Annotated in this window: 18 protein-coding genes; all 18 read left to right on the forward strand. The window is 40.9% G+C overall.

Annotation, left to right across the window (positions count from 1 at the left end; genetic code table 11):
- Positions 1 to 17: 17 nt before the first annotated feature.
- Positions 18 to 1,478 (forward strand): hypothetical protein, encoded by a 1,461-nt coding sequence (locus tag AMD01_RS08555; protein WP_157052665.1) that lies wholly within the window; start codon positions 18 to 20, stop codon positions 1,476 to 1,478.
- Between the two features lie 58 nt (positions 1,479 to 1,536).
- Positions 1,537 to 3,201 carry a GspE/PulE family protein gene (locus AMD01_RS08560; RefSeq protein ID WP_053400970.1) on the forward strand — a complete coding sequence of 555 codons (1,665 nt, stop codon included), beginning with the start codon at positions 1,537 to 1,539 and terminating at the stop codon, positions 3,199 to 3,201.
- Between the two features lie 11 nt (positions 3,202 to 3,212).
- Positions 3,213 to 4,256, forward strand: coding sequence for a type IV pilus twitching motility protein PilT (locus AMD01_RS08565; protein ID WP_053400971.1), 1,044 nt, complete (start codon positions 3,213 to 3,215; stop codon positions 4,254 to 4,256).
- Entirely contained in the window at positions 4,256 to 5,464 is a 1,209-nt protein-coding gene (locus AMD01_RS08570; protein WP_053400972.1) for a type II secretion system F family protein, read from the forward strand. Before AMD01_RS08565 ends, AMD01_RS08570 begins: the two co-directional genes overlap by 1 nt.
- An 83-nt stretch (positions 5,465 to 5,547) precedes the next feature.
- The gene (locus AMD01_RS08575; RefSeq protein ID WP_053400973.1) at positions 5,548 to 6,012 is read left to right on the forward strand and encodes a type IV pilin protein; all 465 of its coding nucleotides are present in this window, start codon (positions 5,548 to 5,550) and stop codon (positions 6,010 to 6,012) included.
- 45 nt (positions 6,013 to 6,057) lie between these two features.
- Positions 6,058 to 6,810 carry a prepilin peptidase gene (locus AMD01_RS08580; RefSeq protein WP_053400974.1) on the forward strand — a complete coding sequence of 251 codons (753 nt, stop codon included), beginning with the start codon at positions 6,058 to 6,060 and terminating at the stop codon, positions 6,808 to 6,810.
- Between the two features lie 23 nt (positions 6,811 to 6,833).
- Positions 6,834 to 7,826, forward strand: coding sequence for a type IV pilus biogenesis protein PilM (gene pilM / locus AMD01_RS08585; protein ID WP_053400975.1), 993 nt, complete (start codon positions 6,834 to 6,836; stop codon positions 7,824 to 7,826).
- On the forward strand, positions 7,826 to 8,467 hold the full coding sequence (locus AMD01_RS08590; RefSeq protein WP_053400976.1) for a PilN domain-containing protein: 642 nt from the start codon (positions 7,826 to 7,828) through the stop codon (positions 8,465 to 8,467). The genes pilM and AMD01_RS08590 overlap by 1 nt, the downstream gene beginning before the upstream one ends.
- Positions 8,464 to 9,321, forward strand: coding sequence for a hypothetical protein (locus AMD01_RS08595; protein WP_053400977.1), 858 nt, complete (start codon positions 8,464 to 8,466; stop codon positions 9,319 to 9,321). Before AMD01_RS08590 ends, AMD01_RS08595 begins: the two co-directional genes overlap by 4 nt.
- Positions 9,322 to 9,335: 14 nt before the next feature.
- Positions 9,336 to 9,797: a type II secretion system protein gene (locus tag AMD01_RS08600; protein ID WP_053400978.1), complete on the forward strand. Its 462-nt coding sequence runs from the start codon at positions 9,336 to 9,338 to the stop codon at positions 9,795 to 9,797.
- Positions 9,798 to 9,974: 177 nt separating this feature from the next.
- Positions 9,975 to 10,883, forward strand: a complete 909-nt coding sequence (locus AMD01_RS08605) for an SPOR domain-containing protein (RefSeq protein ID WP_053400979.1) — start codon at positions 9,975 to 9,977, stop codon at positions 10,881 to 10,883.
- 120 nt (positions 10,884 to 11,003) lie between these two features.
- Positions 11,004 to 11,573: a Maf family protein gene (locus AMD01_RS08610; RefSeq protein ID WP_053400980.1), complete on the forward strand. Its 570-nt coding sequence runs from the start codon at positions 11,004 to 11,006 to the stop codon at positions 11,571 to 11,573.
- Between the two features lie 15 nt (positions 11,574 to 11,588).
- Positions 11,589 to 12,278, forward strand: coding sequence for a RadC family protein (gene radC, locus AMD01_RS08615; RefSeq protein ID WP_053400981.1), 690 nt, complete (start codon positions 11,589 to 11,591; stop codon positions 12,276 to 12,278).
- A 390-nt stretch (positions 12,279 to 12,668) separates the two neighbouring features.
- Entirely contained in the window at positions 12,669 to 13,694 is a 1,026-nt protein-coding gene (locus tag AMD01_RS08620; protein WP_053400982.1) for a rod shape-determining protein, read from the forward strand.
- Positions 13,695 to 13,713: 19 nt separating this feature from the next.
- Positions 13,714 to 14,598, forward strand: coding sequence for a rod shape-determining protein MreC (gene mreC / locus AMD01_RS08625; RefSeq protein WP_053400983.1), 885 nt, complete (start codon positions 13,714 to 13,716; stop codon positions 14,596 to 14,598).
- A complete protein-coding gene (mreD, locus tag AMD01_RS08630) occupies positions 14,595 to 15,116 on the forward strand; it encodes a rod shape-determining protein MreD (protein WP_053400984.1) in 522 nt (173 codons plus the stop codon). Before mreC ends, mreD begins: the two co-directional genes overlap by 4 nt.
- A gap of 71 nt (positions 15,117 to 15,187) precedes the next feature.
- Complete coding sequence (minC, locus tag AMD01_RS08635; RefSeq protein WP_053400985.1) at positions 15,188 to 15,871, forward strand: septum site-determining protein MinC; 684 nt, start codon at positions 15,188 to 15,190, stop codon at positions 15,869 to 15,871.
- 2 nt (positions 15,872 to 15,873) lie between these two features.
- Positions 15,874 to 16,674 (forward strand): septum site-determining protein MinD, encoded by an 801-nt coding sequence (minD, locus tag AMD01_RS08640; protein WP_053400986.1) that lies wholly within the window; start codon positions 15,874 to 15,876, stop codon positions 16,672 to 16,674.
- The last annotated feature ends 103 nt before the right edge of the window (positions 16,675 to 16,777 follow it).

A 16,777-nucleotide genomic window follows, 5' to 3' on the forward strand; every position in this document is an offset into this window, starting at 1 on the left:
TAAGGGGGCTTTAAGTGGTGAGAGATGTAAAATTTTTACGAGTATTTTTGTTTTCAATTATATGCATTGTGTATCTTTTTAGTTTCTCACACTTAAGCGTCTTTGCGTACGAAGCCTTTTTTACAAAAGAGGATTCGTACGCTACAGGGACGACTATAGCAGGAATAGACGTGTCTAAGATGGAGAAGGCTGAAGCAAAATTATCTGTTCAAACAGGTCTTGCCAACTGGCAAAATACGTCTTCTTTTTTTATTTCGTATAAAGAAAGAAAAGAAGCATTGCCGATGGATATATTTGAGTTTGATCTAGAGAAAACGATGGATGAGGCTCAAAATGAATCTCAAAGCAGTGCCGCTGTAAACGTAAACTATAGCAAATTAAATCAATTCTTAACGAACTTTGTTGGAGGAGAGGAATTAAGTCGTATATCAGTTAAAAACCTGAGACGCGATCTTACCAACACGGCCGCTTCGTTGAATTCTTCGAGTGGTACTTTACACCTAGAGGCCTATGTACCTAAGAAACTACAGAAAAGGCAGACAGTCAGCCAAGCATCTCTAAAGCTGAGTGACGAACAGATAGCTGACCTGAGCACATGGTTAACGAAACAGAAAAAGCTTACGATTAAAGGCAACACGCAATTTTCATTGCTTGAGAATGCAAAAGCAAACGATTTAGTCGATTTTTCAGATGATTCTTTGAGCTTACTTGGATCAGTTTTATATGAGATGTTTACAAATACAGATTTTGAAATTCTTGAGCGTCATACGAGTAGAGAGCTACCAAAATGGGCACATCTTGGGTATGAGGCGCGAATTTTAAATAAAAAATTAGATTTAGTGGTTTTCAATCCAAACTATTTGTCGTATGACGTTACGCTTGAGATGAAAAATAATGAACTACATGCTTCTTTAAAAGGAGAACCATTTCTATATACGTATGCCTCTGAAGTAAAGGACCCTCAGCAATTTAAGCCGAAAATTGTGGTACAGTATGCAACTTCGCTACTTCCAGGTACTGGTCAAATGATTGAGTCTGGTGAAAACGGGCAGTTAGTCAAGGTGTTCCGTGAAGTCAGATGGCAGGGGCAAAGTGTGAAATCAATTCTGCTAGGGGAAGATTTTTATCCGCCTGTTCATAGGGTAGAGCTAAGAGCATTCCCAATATCAGAGGAAAACTTACCGAGCAGTGATGACATGTCCGGTTCTGAAAGCAATGATTCAGCAACAGAGAGTGATCCAGCTACGGAGGATTCAAATCCGGCGAACAATAGCGGTGAAACGGATGCTTCATTAGAAGAAAATCAAAATACGGATGCTACTCAAAACGCTATTGGAGATCAAACGACCACGTCTACTGAAAAGACAGATGATACGACCGATAACAAAAAGGACGATGAATCGACTAAAAGCGAGTCTTCTAATTCAATTGATTCATCTGAAGGACCAAAAGAATCAGAGCAACCTGTATCCAAATAAACATACCCCATTTGTTGAATTGACCACGTGATAAAACAGAGCTCATTACAAAAAGAGGATGATGGAAATGCAGCAACGGAAACGACTCGGAGATTTATTAATTGAGTCAGGATTAATCTCTGAAGAACAACTGAATGATGCATTAGCCAACCGTAAAAAAGGGCAAAAGCTCGGAGATGCGCTTCTTCAGCGAGGAGCAATCACCGAGCAACAGCTAATTGAAGTATTAGAATTTCAGCTCGGTATTCCTCACGTCAGCTTATACCGCTATCCGTTTGATGTGACGTTAACGAGCTTAATTTCAAAGGAGTTTGCGAAGCGTAACTATTTAATACCGTTAAAAAAAGAAGGTAATCGATTGTTTGTAGCAATGGCAGATCCGATGGATTTTTTTGCGATTGATGATCTGAGATTGTCGACCGGTTTTCAAATCGAACGAGCCATTGCCTCAAAAGAAGATATTCTCCGTGCTATTACAAAATATTATGAGATGGACGACGAAATCCAAGAGTTTTCATTTCAGGAAGAAAAGACGAATTCAGTCGTTGTAAAAGAGGCAGAAGATGAAGCCCCTATCGTTCGACTCGTCAATCAGCTCATTGCAAACGCCGTTCAGCAAAAAGCGAGTGATATTCATATCGATCCACAGGAAACAAAAGTAACGGTTCGCTACCGTGTAGATGGTCTTTTAAAAACGGAGCGTACGTTACCAAAGCAAGTACAAAGTATTTTAACAACGCGGATTAAAATTATGGCGAACCTCGATATTACGGAACATCGAGTTCCTCAAGATGGACGCATAAAAATTTCGCGAGAGTTTAATCCAATTGATTTGCGGATTTCCGTATTGCCGACCGTGTTTGGGGAAAAAATCGTTATGCGGATTTTAGACCTCGGAAGCACGCTTAATGATGTGAAAAAAATTGGCTTTAATCGTTTGAATCTTCAACGTTTTTTGAAATTAATTGAGCAACCAAACGGTATTGTCCTTATCACAGGACCGACGGGGTCTGGGAAATCCTCTACGCTATATGCAGCGCTAAATTATTTAAATAGCGAAGAAGTGAACATTATTACGGTTGAGGACCCGGTTGAATATCAGCTTGAAGGAATTAATCAAATTCAAGTAAACACAAATGTTGGATTGACCTTTGCATCAGGACTTCGCTCAATTTTACGTCAGGATCCTAATATCATCATGGTGGGAGAGATTCGCGATAAGGAAACGGCTGACGTAGCGGTTCGAGCTTCCCTCACAGGACATCTCGTGCTTAGCACGCTACATACAAATGATGCGGTAGGCACCGTAACACGTCTAACAGATATGGGTGTGGAGCCCTTTTTGGTAGCAACGAGCTTAGCAGGTGTCGTTGCACAACGACTAGTTCGACGATTATGTCGTGACTGCCAGGAAGAATACGAACCGTCTAAAAGTGAACGAGATATTTTTGCGAGGCGTGGTATTACCATTGAGAAGCTTATTCGCGGAAAAGGCTGTGGAAATTGCAATATGACCGGGTTTAAAGGGCGTATCGCTGTTCATGAGCTTATGGTGCTAAACGAAGAAATGAAGCGAGCGATTTTGGATAAAAAGCCGAGCAGCGTGCTGCGAGAGCTTGCCGTGAAAAACAAGATGATTTTCTTACTCGATGATGGATTAATTAAAGTGAAGCAAGGATTAACAGCGACAGAAGAAGTTCTTCGTGTCGTAAATATTGACTAGGGTGATAGAAAATGATCAATACACAAATTCAAGAACTAATGAGGGTGGCGTTTAATTATAAAGCATCTGATCTCCATTTAACCGTCGGAGTGCCACCTATTTTGCGAATTAACGGTGAGCTGAAACGATACGGAAAGGAAGCTTTAAAGCCTCAAGACTTGGAAGGAATGACGAAGGATATCGTGCCTGAAACGCATTGGGATACATTTTGTGATAAAGGTGAGCTAGACTTTTCATACGGTCTTCCAGACGTTTCGAGGTTTCGTGTTAATGCTTATCATCAGCGGGGGTCAAAGTCGTTAGCGATTCGAATTATTCCAACTATTGTTCCAACACTTGAAGATTTAAAAATGCCGCCGATATTAAAAACAATAGCAGCAAAACCTCAAGGTCTTGTGCTTGTGACAGGACCTACGGGAAGTGGGAAATCAACTACGCTTGCTTCTATGATTCATCACATGAACACGACAATGAAACGGCACATCATCACCCTTGAAGATCCGATTGAGTACTTGCATCGCCACGGAACAAGTATCATTGACCAGCGTGAAGTAGGGTTTGATACGCAAAGCTTTGCGAATGGTCTGCGAGCGTCCCTTCGACAAGATCCTGACGTTATTTTAGTGGGAGAGCTTCGTGACTTGGAAACGATTCATACGGCGATTACCGCAGCTGAAACGGGTCACTTAGTGCTCGGGACCCTACATACATCAAGTGCACCTTCAACAATTAACCGTGTACTAGACGTGTTCCCACCGAATCAGCAAATCCAAATTCGGATTCAGCTTGCATCTGTATTAGAAGGAATCATTTCACAGCGTTTGTTCCCAACGGCAGATAAAAAAGGGCGGGTCTGTGCAACAGAGATTTTGGTGAATAATTCGGCAATCGCCAACCTTATTCGTAATGAAAAGGTCCATCAAATACCGAGTGTGATGCAGACGAATCGAGCTTCTGGAATGCACACGTTAGAGACATCGATTCAAGATCTGGTGAAATCAGGACGTATTACAGAAGCAGCTGCTCAACCTTATCTACAAGCGAGGGATGCTTAGTGCCGCAGTACAAATATCTTGGTCGTGATCAGAGTGGGCGGAATAAAAACGGCAAGTTATTTAGCACGTCAAAGAGGGAAGCGACGCTAAAACTCAAGCAAAAGGGGATTCGTGTCGAAGAAATTCAGGAAATTCCCGAGACGCTGTTAAATAAAGAGCTATCGTTTGGAAGTCGAGTTAAGTTACATGACTTTGTCATTTATCTGCGCCAGTTTGCAACACTGTTAAAAGCCGGAGTTACGGTTGTTGACTCTACGCGAATTCTTGCGAACCAAACGCAGAGTAAAACGCTACAGCGAGCTCTTATATCAATTGAAGAGGATCTTCGAAACGGAAATCCGCTATCAGAAGCAACGCTTAAGCACAAAAATTTGTTTCCGATTATGTTTATCAACATGGTTCGTGCTGGTGAAATTGCCGGTAATTTGGACGAGACGCTTGATCGTTTGGCTACGTACTTTGAAAAACAGCACCGCACGCGACAAAAAATCAAAGGAGCACTTGCTTATCCAGCCGTTATTACGGTGGTGGCGATTGCGGTTGTCATCTTCCTTCTTGTAGCGGTCGTTCCGACATTTGTTGATATGTTCAAAGATTTTGGTGCTCAGCTTCCAGCGATTACTGTATTCGTATTAAATTCAAGTGAATTTATGCAGAGGTTTTGGTGGCTCATTGTGCTACTACTTCTTCTCTTTGTAGGCGTCTTGTTTGTTTTATACAAAGATTCAAAAACGCGCTATTATCTTGATCTTATTTTACTAAAAATGCCTGTGTTCGGCTCGATTGTTCAAAAAGCAGCGATTGCCCGTATGACGAGAACGCTAGGTTCCTTGTTTAGTAGCTCAGTTCCAATTTTAAGGGCGCTCACAATCGTTGAAACAATTGTTGGAAATGAAATTTTAGCACGAGTGCTAAAGCAATCCCGTGATTCACTAGAAGAAGGACTACCGCTTACGATGCCAATGGAAAATCACTGGGCTATTCCGCCACTTGTGTCGCACATGATTGCGATAGGAGAGCAAACTGGTTCACTCGATGCGATGCTAACAAAAGTAGCAGACTTCTATGAATCAGAGGTCGAGATCGCGACTGATCGTCTAAAATCACTGATTGAGCCGATCATGATTTTGGTGCTCGCCAGTGTCGTTGGAACTATTGTAATCTCAATTATGGTTCCAATGTTTGATATTTATAACCATGTTCAATAATACTATTTTCTTATTTTGGATAATGTTGTAAAATGAAAAAGTAATTACTAAACTATGAATTTATTTAAGGGGAGAGAAAAACAGTGTTTAAAAAAGTACTTAAAAATCAAAAAGGTTTAACGCTAATTGAGTTACTTGCTGTTGTTGTTATCTTAGGAATTATTGCTGCGATTGCGATTCCTAGTATTGGTAGCATTATTCAGAAATCTAAAGAGGATGCAGTGAAGGCTGATGCATTACAAGTTATTAGTGCAGCTAAGACATATGTTTCTGCTAATGGTGTTCCAGATGGAGGAGCAGCAATTACAAGTACAGATTTAAATAAATATGTAGACAGTGTTTCTTTAAAAAGTGAAGCTGACGTTACTAAAGATGGTTTCACAGTGTCAGTTGACTCTGATAATGTTTATACTATTAACGCTTCAGGTAAAGCAGGAGATACAGTTATTACGTTCAACGGGGCCACTATTACAAGCATTAAGGCTGATAAGGATCATACTGGTAAAAAGAGAACAATCGATGCAACAAAAACTACAGAAACGAAATAAAACACTAATTATTAAATTTTAGCTATCCATAGTTAGGTGAACTACATGCTAATCCTAAACACATACATCTTCCTACTCGGAATTACCCTCGGCTCGTTTTATAACGTCGTGGGTCTCCGGGTACCGGAAGGGAAGTCCATTGTTCGACCGCACTCAGCTTGTCCGGGCTGTCAGCATGAGCTGACGGCTTTAGAGCTGGTGCCGGTCCTTTCTTACATGATGCAGGGGGGAAAGTGTAAGAATTGTCGTAGTAAAATATCCCCAATTTATCCTATAGTAGAGTTTCTGACAGGAGCATTATTTGTCCTGTCTTTTCATGTATTTGGGTGGAGTGCAGAAACAATCGTCGCATGTACCCTTGTATCACTTTGTATCATTATTACCGTGTCCGATTTGGCCTACATGATTATCCCTGATAAGGTGCTTGTTGTGTTTCTCGTTCTGTTTGTCGCAGAACGGATTTGGATGCCGCTTGCGCCGTGGTGGGATTCTGCAGTTGGTGCGGTTGCAGGGTTCGGTCTTTTATTTATCATTGCGCTCGTTAGCCGGGGGGGAATGGGCGGCGGTGATATTAAGCTCTACGGAGTGTTAGGGATTGTACTTGGCTGGAAGGTAACGCTTCTTTCCTTTTTCCTAGCAACGCTGTTTGGAGCCATTATTGGTGGTGTTGGAATGATCGGCGGTAAAGTAAAACGAGGAAAGCCGATGCCATTTGGACCGTTTATTGTAATGGGAACGCTACTTGCTTATTTTTATGGGACAAGAATATTAAACTGGTATTGGTCGTTTGTACTTTAGCACATTTAACAGGGTGGTTGGATATGGTTTTGTCATTACTGTCAGCAAAAAATAAAGTTGGAAATCTAGTTATTGAGGACCACGTAATCCGTTATGTTGAATTAAAACAGACTAATCCGATGGTCGTATCAAAAAAGAAAGAGCATTATTTACCTGCAGGTTTAGTTGAAGAAGGTCGTATTATTGATCCTGCGAGTCTATCACTTATTTTAGATGAGTGCATCTCAGATTGGGGGATAAAGGGGACGAAGGTTCGTTTTATCGTACCGAATTCAGTTGTCGTCGTGCGAACACAAAAGCTAGAGAGAGCGCTAGCAGAAGATGAGATTCGTAGTTATTTATATTTAGAGATGGGTTCTAGTATTCATTTACCGTTTGAGAATGCATCCTTTGACTTTGTGGTCAAGAGTCAAACTGAAGAAGAAACAGAGATTATTCTGTTTGCGGCACCGGAGCTGTTGATCCAGGAGTATGTAGAGGTTTTAGAGAAGTCCAAGCTAAAGCCTATTGCCGCTGATATTGCGGCACTATCACTTTATCGACTTTGTTTTTACGAAGATCGCGTGAAGCCTGACGCTCACCAAATGCTTGTTCAATTTGATCTGTTTTCAGTAAATGTAAGCATCTTCCATCAGCATCAGCCGCTATTCGCCCGCAGCATTCCGCTTGATTTTGTGAAAAGCGATTGGTCAATTAACGTAAACGATGAGGAAACGGACTTTCACTATTCAGAAGGAAAAGAACAATACCTCTTTGGACTAGAGGATGTCTACCAAGAGTTTAAGCGTATTTTAGACTTTTACCGCTTCTCGTATCAGGACGGTGAAAAGCTAATTAACGACATCCTTTTAACAGGTGAGCATCCGTTTTTAGAAGAGATTGCGTCCCATGTTGAAGAGAGGTTAACGATTCCAGTCGATACATTTTCACTCAGTGCGAGTAGAAGTCAAATCGATACGTATGTGCAGCCTCGGTATTATGTACCGCTTGGTCTAGGCTTGAAGGGGGTGCTGTGATGTTAGTTGAAATTAACCTACTCCCGAAAAAGCAGGCGAAAAACGTTGCGCTTATTTTTGTTTTAGCTCTTATTCTCATTATTGTTGCAGCGGGTAGCATGTTTTTAGTATGGAAGCAGTCAACCCTTCAAGAGTCAGTGAACGAACTGGACCGTCAAACAGAGGCTTTGCAGGCGGACCGAGCAACGAAACAGACGACCAAGACGGTATCTGCTGAAAATAAATCGGTGCAGCAGCTGCAAACAACGGTAGATTGGGTCAAGCAGTATCCTGTGGAGACAATGCCCGTATTAAAAGAAATTGCGAAGCTGTTGCCTGAGCGAGGATTTTTGGAGCAGTTTACATACACAAGCGATGGCAAAGTTGCTCTTACGATTCAGTTCGATACGAATCGCGATGCCGCTTTTTATTTGAGTCAGCTTGAAAGCTCGAAGCTCATTACGGACGCTCGTATTTTAACAGTTCAAGCAAACACGATCGTTGAAAAGTATATAGATGGTTCAACGAGTCACACGACAGATGATAACGATAACGTCAACGCAACAGATACCAATCAAGTTCCGAGGTATAAAGCAACCTATGAGGTAACCATTAATAAAGACGAAGTTAAAAAAGCAGCCGAGACGGAGGAAGGGCCATGACGATACGATGGAGTAAAACATACACGCTCATCACGATTATCTCTTTTCTCGTTTTTGCCGGCTTATTCGCCTTTGCTTACTTTCAGTACGTTGTGCCCCTTCAACGTGATGTAGACGTAGCTAGTGATGCACTATCTGCAGAGCAAGAAGCAACAAAAACGTTAAACAATCAAACGTCTGTGTCTACTTTTTCCGAAACGATTTTAAAAAGCGCTGTGGAGTTGCAAAAAGTGGTTCCCGTAAAGCCCTTTACCGAGCAATTTATGCTTGAACTTGAAAAGGCGGAGGTTATATCAAATAGCGTCATTCTTGGCATCAGCTTTACAGATGATGGAGATGTGGCGGTAGGGGAAGCTAATACAACGACGACTCCGCTTGGTACGACCGTAACGGATAACTCAACAAACAATCCAACAACAAATTCAAATGACTCCACGACGAACTCAAACAATACAGCGACGAATAACCAAACGACTGGTAGTGGAAGCAGTACTGAAGCAAACACCGCACAACAAAATCAGCAACCACAGCAAAAGCCTGTTGTTTTACCTGTTCCACCTGGGATAAAAACCGTAACGGCAAGCCTTTCTGTGGAAGCGAAAACGTATGAAGACTTACTAACGTTTATTAAAACGATTGAGCATGAACAGCGTGCTGCGCAAATAACGAGCATTGCTATTACGGGTGCACAGGAAGTACTGAACTTAGAGGATAAAGTAAACCCTCTAAAATATCAGCTTGGCGTTACCGTGTTTTATTATCCGGCGCTCGTTGACTTGCAGAAGGATCTTCCAACCATAGACCCACCACCACCAGCTGAAAAAGAAGATCCGTTGCATGAACTCACTAATTAACAGTGGAGAATGATATGGGAAGATTACTGAAACAGCAGCGAGGCATGACGTTAATGGAATTGCTCGCTGTCATCGTTATTTTAGGAATTGTCGCTGCCATCGCGATTCCTTTGGTCGGAAATATTATTGAAAAGTCGAAAGATCAGGCGTTTGTAGCGAATGCAGTAGCCATGAAAGAAGCAGCTACCCTTCACAAACGATCGTATGAAGTCGTGACTGATTCGGTAAAAGAAAAGCTGACATATGAGGAGCTTTTGCAGGGAGGATACATCGATACGATCCTCGATCCTTTTACAAAAGAAGAATGGACGGCGAAAAAGGACGATCAAAAATCCTTTGTGGACTTACGCTTTGAAGATGGAAGAGTAAAATACTATGTTTGTCTAAACGGAGCTACAAAGTCACTTTGTGGTCCAGACGGGAAAGGGATTCTCTCTACAGACCTTTCAGTGGATCAATTATTGCCTAGTAAATAATATGTCGAAAACTTTCTGAACGAGACGACAAATGTCTTGTTCTTTTTTTTGTTTTCTATGATAGGATAAATCCACTAGAGGACGAAAAGTGGGACTATTTTAAGAAAACAGGGCATAAAATGCTAGTAGGATACGGCGTAATGAACCGCACATAAGGTTATTGAGGATGGTGAGCGAATGGACAAGCAGACAAAGGGGATCACCGTTAAAATTAACGGACAGGAAAAGACATTTTCCGAGGAAATAATGCAGCATGATGAACAAGAGCAGGCGGCGACTACCGAGGAAGAAGAGTGGGGAATACCGAACATTGAACACGATGCGAATGTTGCTGATAAAGTCGTCTATATAGAGGATTTGCGTGATATCAAAAAGAAAAACGTAAAACTAGCAAAGAAAAAAGCTGTGTACAGCGGAACGCCATTTAAAAAAGCGCTCATGATCGGCATACTGGCAGCCGTTATTGGAACAGGCCTTGGAATGGTTAGCCTTCGTTTGCTAACAGCGAATAACCTTGAAGCAGAGACGCCTTCTAGTTCGATTGTCACAGCTCAGCAGCCTACCAAAACGGAAACAACAAAGCCCCTTCCTACTTCTCAAAGTGAGAACCTCGACGTGTTCACGGTGCAAGCAGGCGTCTTTTCCACAGAAAAGGCGGCAAAAGAAGGAAAAGAGGGGTTGCAGAAAAAAGGCTATGCCGCTTCGTTAGTGAAAAATGACGAAACGTATTTATTGTTTATTGGCGTTGGAATGAATCAATCGGACGCTAAGTCTCTTGCGGGAACTTATAAAGGTAACGGCGTAGACTCGTTTGCTAAATCTTATACGATCCAATCTCTTGATCAAAAAGTGAAGCCGATTTATGAAAAGCTAGCAGGACAGTCGATGCAAGCCGCACTAGGTCAGGACATTGACTCTGTAAGCGATGCAGAAAAGAAGTTGACGAACATGAAGGAAACGTCTGAAGTGAAAAAGCTACGTGAAGTGTGTCAGCTGTTAGGCTCTTATCGTGAAGATAAAAAAGCAGAGGATGCAACGAAGGCACAGGAGCTTTTGTTGAACGTCCTATCTGATCATACGTCGTAAAGAAACTGCAGGGTTTTTCTGCAGTTTTTTGTATGAGATGCGACCATTGCCAAAAGACCTAATAATTGCTAAAATATGCTTGTATCTCTCTTTCTATACTAAATGACAAAGGTGATAAATATGACAGCTAAGCTAATACTTGCCTCAGGTTCTCCTCGTCGCAAAGAACTTCTTCAACAATTACATCTTCCTTTTTCTATTCAAGTAAGCGATCTTGAAGAAACGTTTAATGAGCAGGACTCGCCAGAGAATATTGTGATGTCACTTGCCCTACAGAAGGCACAGGAGGTGGCAAAAAACCATTTTTCTTCCTATGTGTTAGGAGCAGACACGGTAGTAGTTAGTGAGGGACGTATTCTCGGAAAACCTGTGGACGAACAGGATGCGATTTCTACCCTTCAATCACTATCAGGAAAGACTCATCAGGTGATGACAGGGGTTGCCATCATCTTCGGAACAAACATCGTCAACTTTTATGAACGGACAGACGTGACGTTTTGGGAGTTAACGCAGTCGGAAATTGAACGCTATGTAAAAAGCGGAGAGCCAATGGATAAGGCAGGCTCTTACGGTATTCAAGGACTAGGCGCAGCTTTTGTAAAAGAAATACACGGAGATTATTTTTCTGTTGTAGGTCTTCCGTTAGCACGAACGATTCGCGAACTGCGATCCATTGGCTTCTCCTTTTAATAAAGGAGGAAGTACATGAGTCAGGAAACGCTCTTAATTAAAGATTTTCCACAAGATGAACGTCCCCGTGAACGCTTAATGCTTTACGGGGCGAAAAGTCTGTCAAACCACGAACTGTTAGGAATTCTTCTTCGCACAGGAACAAAGGAAGAATCTGTCCTCCAATTATCAAACCGAATCCTTCAGCACTTTGATGGTCTTAAACTCCTTCAAGACGCCTCGATTGAAGAAATTACTCATATTAAAGGAATTGGAACTGCAAAGGCTGTCCATATTATGGCGGCGATTGAATTAGGAAGACGCATCGGGCAGCTTCGCTCTGAGGATCGATACGTAATTCGAAGTCCAGAGGACGGAGCCAATTATTTAATGGAAGAGCTTCGCATTTTGTCACAGGAGCATTTCGTTTGTTTATATTTGAATACGAAAAATCAGGTCCTTCATAAGCAGACTATTTTTATTGGAAGCCTGAATTCCTCTATTGTTCATCCACGTGAAGTATTCAAGGAAGCCTTCCGGCGATCGGCGGCCTCGATTATTTGTGTGCATAACCATCCTTCCGGTGATCCTACTCCCAGCAGAGAAGATATTGAAGTAACGAAGCGTTTAAAAGAGTGCGGAAGAATAATTGGAATTGATTTGTTGGATCACCTAATAATTGGTGACCGGAAATACATCAGTTTGAAAGAAAAAGGCTATGTGTAATACTAGGCATTTTTCGACATGTACGCTATAATAATACTCGTGCATTTTACGTAATAATTCGAACGGTATTGATTTTTGTGAGAAAATTAAAAAATATTGAGTTTTATTACATTTTTATTTCATACAATATTTGGCGTTGACATCTTTGATAGAAGTAGAGACAATAAAGATTGTCAGTTTTTTGATGGATATTGAAATTAAAATAATGGGTTTTAGTAGCAAAACAAGTAAATAATAGAAAAAGCAAAACGTCCTTATGATTGAAACCCCATTATAATAAAAAATAAAATCAGGACGATGGCAGCGAAGGGTTTCTAAGAGCGGCGATGTCACTTTTAGCACCTTTTGGTCATATCTTTGCATTTCGTGGATAGAAAGGGAGATACGGACATGTTTGGTATTGGTACAAGAGACCTTGGAATAGATTTAGGTACTGCAAATACACTCGTGTATGTAAAAGGTAAAGGAATTGTTGTAAGAGAGCCATCAGTTGTGGCACTACAAACAGACACAAAGCAAATCGTTGCAGTTGGTAACGACGCAAAAAATATGATTGGTCGTACACCAGGAAACGTCGTGGCACTTCGCCCGATGAAAGACGGAGTAATTGCCGATTACGATACAACAGCTACGATGATGAAATATTATATTAAACAAGCCCAAAAATCGAAAAGCGTGTTTGCTGGAAAACCGTATGTAATGGTATGTGTGCCATCAGGAATTACAGCAGTTGAAAAGCGTGCGGTTATTGATGCAACAAGACAAGCTGGTGCACGTGATGCTTATACGATTGAAGAGCCATTTGCTGCTGCGATTGGGGCAAACCTTCCAGTTTGGGAACCAACAGGTAGTATGGTTGTTGATATCGGTGGAGGTACAACAGAAGTTGCGATCATTTCTCTAGGCGGAATCGTTACATGTCAATCCATTCGTATCGCAGGTGACGAGATGGATGAAGCAATCATTCAGTATATTCGTAAAAATTACAATTTAATGATTGGTGAGCGTACATCTGAAGCGCTGAAAGTAGAAATTGGTTCAGCTGGGACACCAGAAGGTATCGAAAACATGGAGATTCGCGGTCGTGATTTATTAACTGGACTTCCAAAAACGATTGAAATTTCTGCTGAAGAAGTAGCTGAAGCCTTAAGAGATACGGTATCTGCTATTGTGGACTCAGTAAAATCTACACTAGAACAAACTCCTCCTGAACTTGCTGCAGATATTATGGATCGCGGAATTGTTTTAACAGGTGGTGGAGCATTGCTTCGCAACTTGGACAAGGTGATTAGTGAAGAAACAAACATGCCGGTCGTTATCGCAGAAGATCCACTAGATTGTGTTGCCATTGGTACTGGTAAAGCTCTTGAACATATTGATCTATTTAAAAATCGTGCTGGAGACTCCTACCGATAAAATATAAGAGGTGTAAGAAATGCCACAGTTTTTTCTAAATAAGCGTTTAGTTATTCTATTAGTAAGTATTATTGTATTGGTGGCATTGATTGGCTTTTCTTTAAGTGGTCGTAAAGATGTAACATGGCCCGAACAATTTACGAAAGATACGGTTGGCTTAGTACAGGCTACATTCCATGAACCCGCACAATTTGTAGCGGGTTTCTTTCAGAATCTTGATGACTTAAAAGGTACATACAAAGAAAATGAAACGCTAAAAAGTCGTTTAAGTCAGTACATGCAATTAGAAGCGAACGTAAGTAAATTGGAAGATGAAAACAAAAAACTACGAACGATCTTAAAGAAAAAGACATCACTCGATGACTATGACCCAGTACAAGCTACCGTGATTGCACGTAACCCAGATCGTTGGGACGATGTAATTGTAATTGACAAAGGAACAAACAATGGCATTCAAAAAGATATGGCTGTCATTACATCAGCAGGACTTATCGGGAAGGTGAAAAATGCTTCAGCCTTCACGTCTACTGTTCAACTGCTGAGCTCATCTGAGCGAGTAAACCGTATTTCTGTTATCGTGCAATCCGGCGGTAAAAACGCGTACGGTGTTGTAGAAGGGTATGATCCCGATACGAAAGACTTAATCGTTCGTCGTATTCCGAACACTGAAAAGCTAAAAGTAGGTCAAAAAGTTATCTCTTCTGGCTTAGGTGGAATTTTCCCACGCGGTTTATTAGTAGGGAAAGTGACGAAATTTGAACCGGATCAGTATGGACTGACACAAAAAGCATATGTAAAACCTTCAACAGATCTTTATGATCTAGATCATGTAATGGTTGCGAAGAGAAGCGCTGTTATCCCAGATGAGAAGACAAACATTGATGGGCAGGAGGGAGGAAATTGAACTTAACTCGTTTATTTCTTCCGATTCTTGTGTCCGTCGTATTTATTTTAGAAAGTTTATTTACGAACTTTATTGCCGTCTTGCCGTCGTTGCAAGAATGGATTTTATCACCAAGATTTTTACTCATCATTCTTGTTTTTATGGTGTCGTACATTAATTTAAAGCAAGGGATGATTTACGGGATTATTTTTGGAATGCTTTATGATATTGCCTTTACGGACGTACTAGGCGTGTATATGTTTGGTTTTCCGGTAATTTGTTTTATCATGACGAAGTTTCTTAAAATATTACAAAACAATATTATTGTGGTATCATTTATTAGCTTACTAGCTGTTGCGTTACTGGAATTCTATGTATATAGTATTAATTTAACAGTTCATTTGACGCATATGGGAATGACAGACTTTTTACACATTCGTTTTTATCCAACAATGATTTTAAATGCTATTTTTATTATCATTTTTGCGTTCCCAATGCAAAAGCGTTTTCAAAAGCTTTCAATTGAGTATATGGAATGATTTTGACGCAGAAATAAAAGAGGATTTTTGTACGTCTCTGTCGAAATTATATTTTCGTTGAGGTGAGCGTTGTGAATAGGCAGAAACAGCCAAATGTAACTATAAAAGGGACTAAAGAAGGGCTAACGTTACATCTCAGTGATACCTGCTCATTTAAGGAACTATTAGATGAGTTAGAGCTCAAATTATCAACGAATCAGTACGGAGACGATCAACAACTTGTCCATGTTAAAGTGAATGCAGGTAATCGTTACGTAGCTTCTGAACAAGAAGAGCAAATAAAGGCGCTAATCAGGAAGAAAAAATATCTGATTGTTGATGAAATTGAATGTAACGTCATAACAAAAGAAGAAGCAATTCAGCAACAAAAGAAAAATGAAATTATCTCTGTAGCTCGTATTGTACGCTCTGGACAAATTCTACAAGTAGAAGGTGATTTACTTCTATTAGGGGATGTAAATCCAGGAGGAACAGTGATTGCTGCAGGCAGTATTTTTGTGGTAGGTGCACTGCGTGGAATTGCCCATGCGGGTTATGATGGTAATCGACAGGCTGTAGTGGCTGCGTCGCTTATGAAGCCTTCACAGCTTCGCATTAGTGAGGTCTATTCAAGAGGATCTGATCGCGGAGAACATGAAGATGGTGGAGAGATGGAATGCGCTTATGTCAATGAGAGCGACGAGATTTTAGTAGAGCGTGTACAAAGCTTGATGCATCTCAGACCTAATTTGACAAGGTTAGAAAGGAGAAGTTAACAGTGGGAGAGGCGATTGTAATTACGTCTGGTAAAGGTGGCGTTGGGAAAACCACGACATCTGCTAATTTAGGAACCTCGTTAGCTTTAGCTGGCAAACGAGTGTGCCTGATGGATACAGATATTGGCTTGAGAAATTTAGATGTTGTTATGGGACTAGAAAATCGTATCATTTACGATCTTGTAGACGTCGTTGAGGGTCGTTGCAAACCTCAAAAAGCCTTAATCAAAGACAAACGCTTTGAATGCTTATATCTACTCCCTGCTGCACAAACAAGTGATAAGACAGCTGTAACTCCTGAGCAAATGAGAGAGCTTGTGACTGAACTGAAACAGGAATTTGATTACATACTAATTGATTGTCCTGCCGGTATTGAACAAGGGTACAAAAATGCTGTAGCTGGTGCTGATCGAGCGCTAGTTGTCACGACTCCTGAAGTTTCCGCAGTGCGTGATGCGGATCGAATTATCGGCTTATTAGAGCAAGAAGAGGGAATTGAACCTCCTAAACTCATTATTAACCGTATTCGTAATCATTTAGTGCTAAATGGGGATATGTTAAATGTGGATGAAATCGTTCAGCTTTTAGCGATTGACTTGATTGGAATCGTAGCGGACGATGATAACGTTATTAAGGCTTCTAATAGCGGTGAACCAATTGCTTTAGATCCTTCAAGCAAAGCATCGATTGCATATCGAAATATTGCGCGTCGTATTTTAGGGGAATCTGTTCCGTTACAGTCTCTAGACGAAGAGCAAAAAGGGCTTTTTGCTCGTATTAAGCAATTTTTCGGCGTTCGATAAACGAATTATTTTTCTCTTTATGATCAGGATAACCAAACCGGCGCAACGGTGTGGTTATCCTTTTTTTTATGGATGATGTTCAAAAAAAGTTGTTTAGTCATAA

Source organism: Priestia koreensis, from assembly GCF_001274935.1.
Taxonomy (GTDB): domain Bacteria; phylum Bacillota; class Bacilli; order Bacillales; family Bacillaceae_H; genus Bacillus_AG; species Bacillus_AG koreensis.

Coding starts and splice junctions, on each gene's coding strand:
- AMD01_RS08560 (WP_053400970.1), top strand. CDS start 1,537: ATGATGGAAATGCAGCAACGGAAACGACTCGGAGATTTATTAATTGAG.
- AMD01_RS08565 (WP_053400971.1), top strand. CDS start 3,213: ATGATCAATACACAAATTCAAGAACTAATGAGGGTGGCGTTTAATTAT.
- AMD01_RS08580 (WP_053400974.1), top strand. CDS start 6,058: ATGCTAATCCTAAACACATACATCTTCCTACTCGGAATTACCCTCGGC.
- pilM (WP_053400975.1), top strand. CDS start 6,834: ATGGTTTTGTCATTACTGTCAGCAAAAAATAAAGTTGGAAATCTAGTT.
- AMD01_RS08590 (WP_053400976.1), top strand. CDS start 7,826: ATGTTAGTTGAAATTAACCTACTCCCGAAAAAGCAGGCGAAAAACGTT.
- AMD01_RS08595 (WP_053400977.1), top strand. CDS start 8,464: ATGACGATACGATGGAGTAAAACATACACGCTCATCACGATTATCTCT.
- AMD01_RS08600 (WP_053400978.1), top strand. CDS start 9,336: ATGGGAAGATTACTGAAACAGCAGCGAGGCATGACGTTAATGGAATTG.
- AMD01_RS08605 (WP_053400979.1), top strand. CDS start 9,975: ATGGACAAGCAGACAAAGGGGATCACCGTTAAAATTAACGGACAGGAA.
- AMD01_RS08610 (WP_053400980.1), top strand. CDS start 11,004: ATGACAGCTAAGCTAATACTTGCCTCAGGTTCTCCTCGTCGCAAAGAA.
- radC (WP_053400981.1), top strand. CDS start 11,589: ATGAGTCAGGAAACGCTCTTAATTAAAGATTTTCCACAAGATGAACGT.
- AMD01_RS08620 (WP_053400982.1), top strand. CDS start 12,669: ATGTTTGGTATTGGTACAAGAGACCTTGGAATAGATTTAGGTACTGCA.
- mreC (WP_053400983.1), top strand. CDS start 13,714: ATGCCACAGTTTTTTCTAAATAAGCGTTTAGTTATTCTATTAGTAAGT.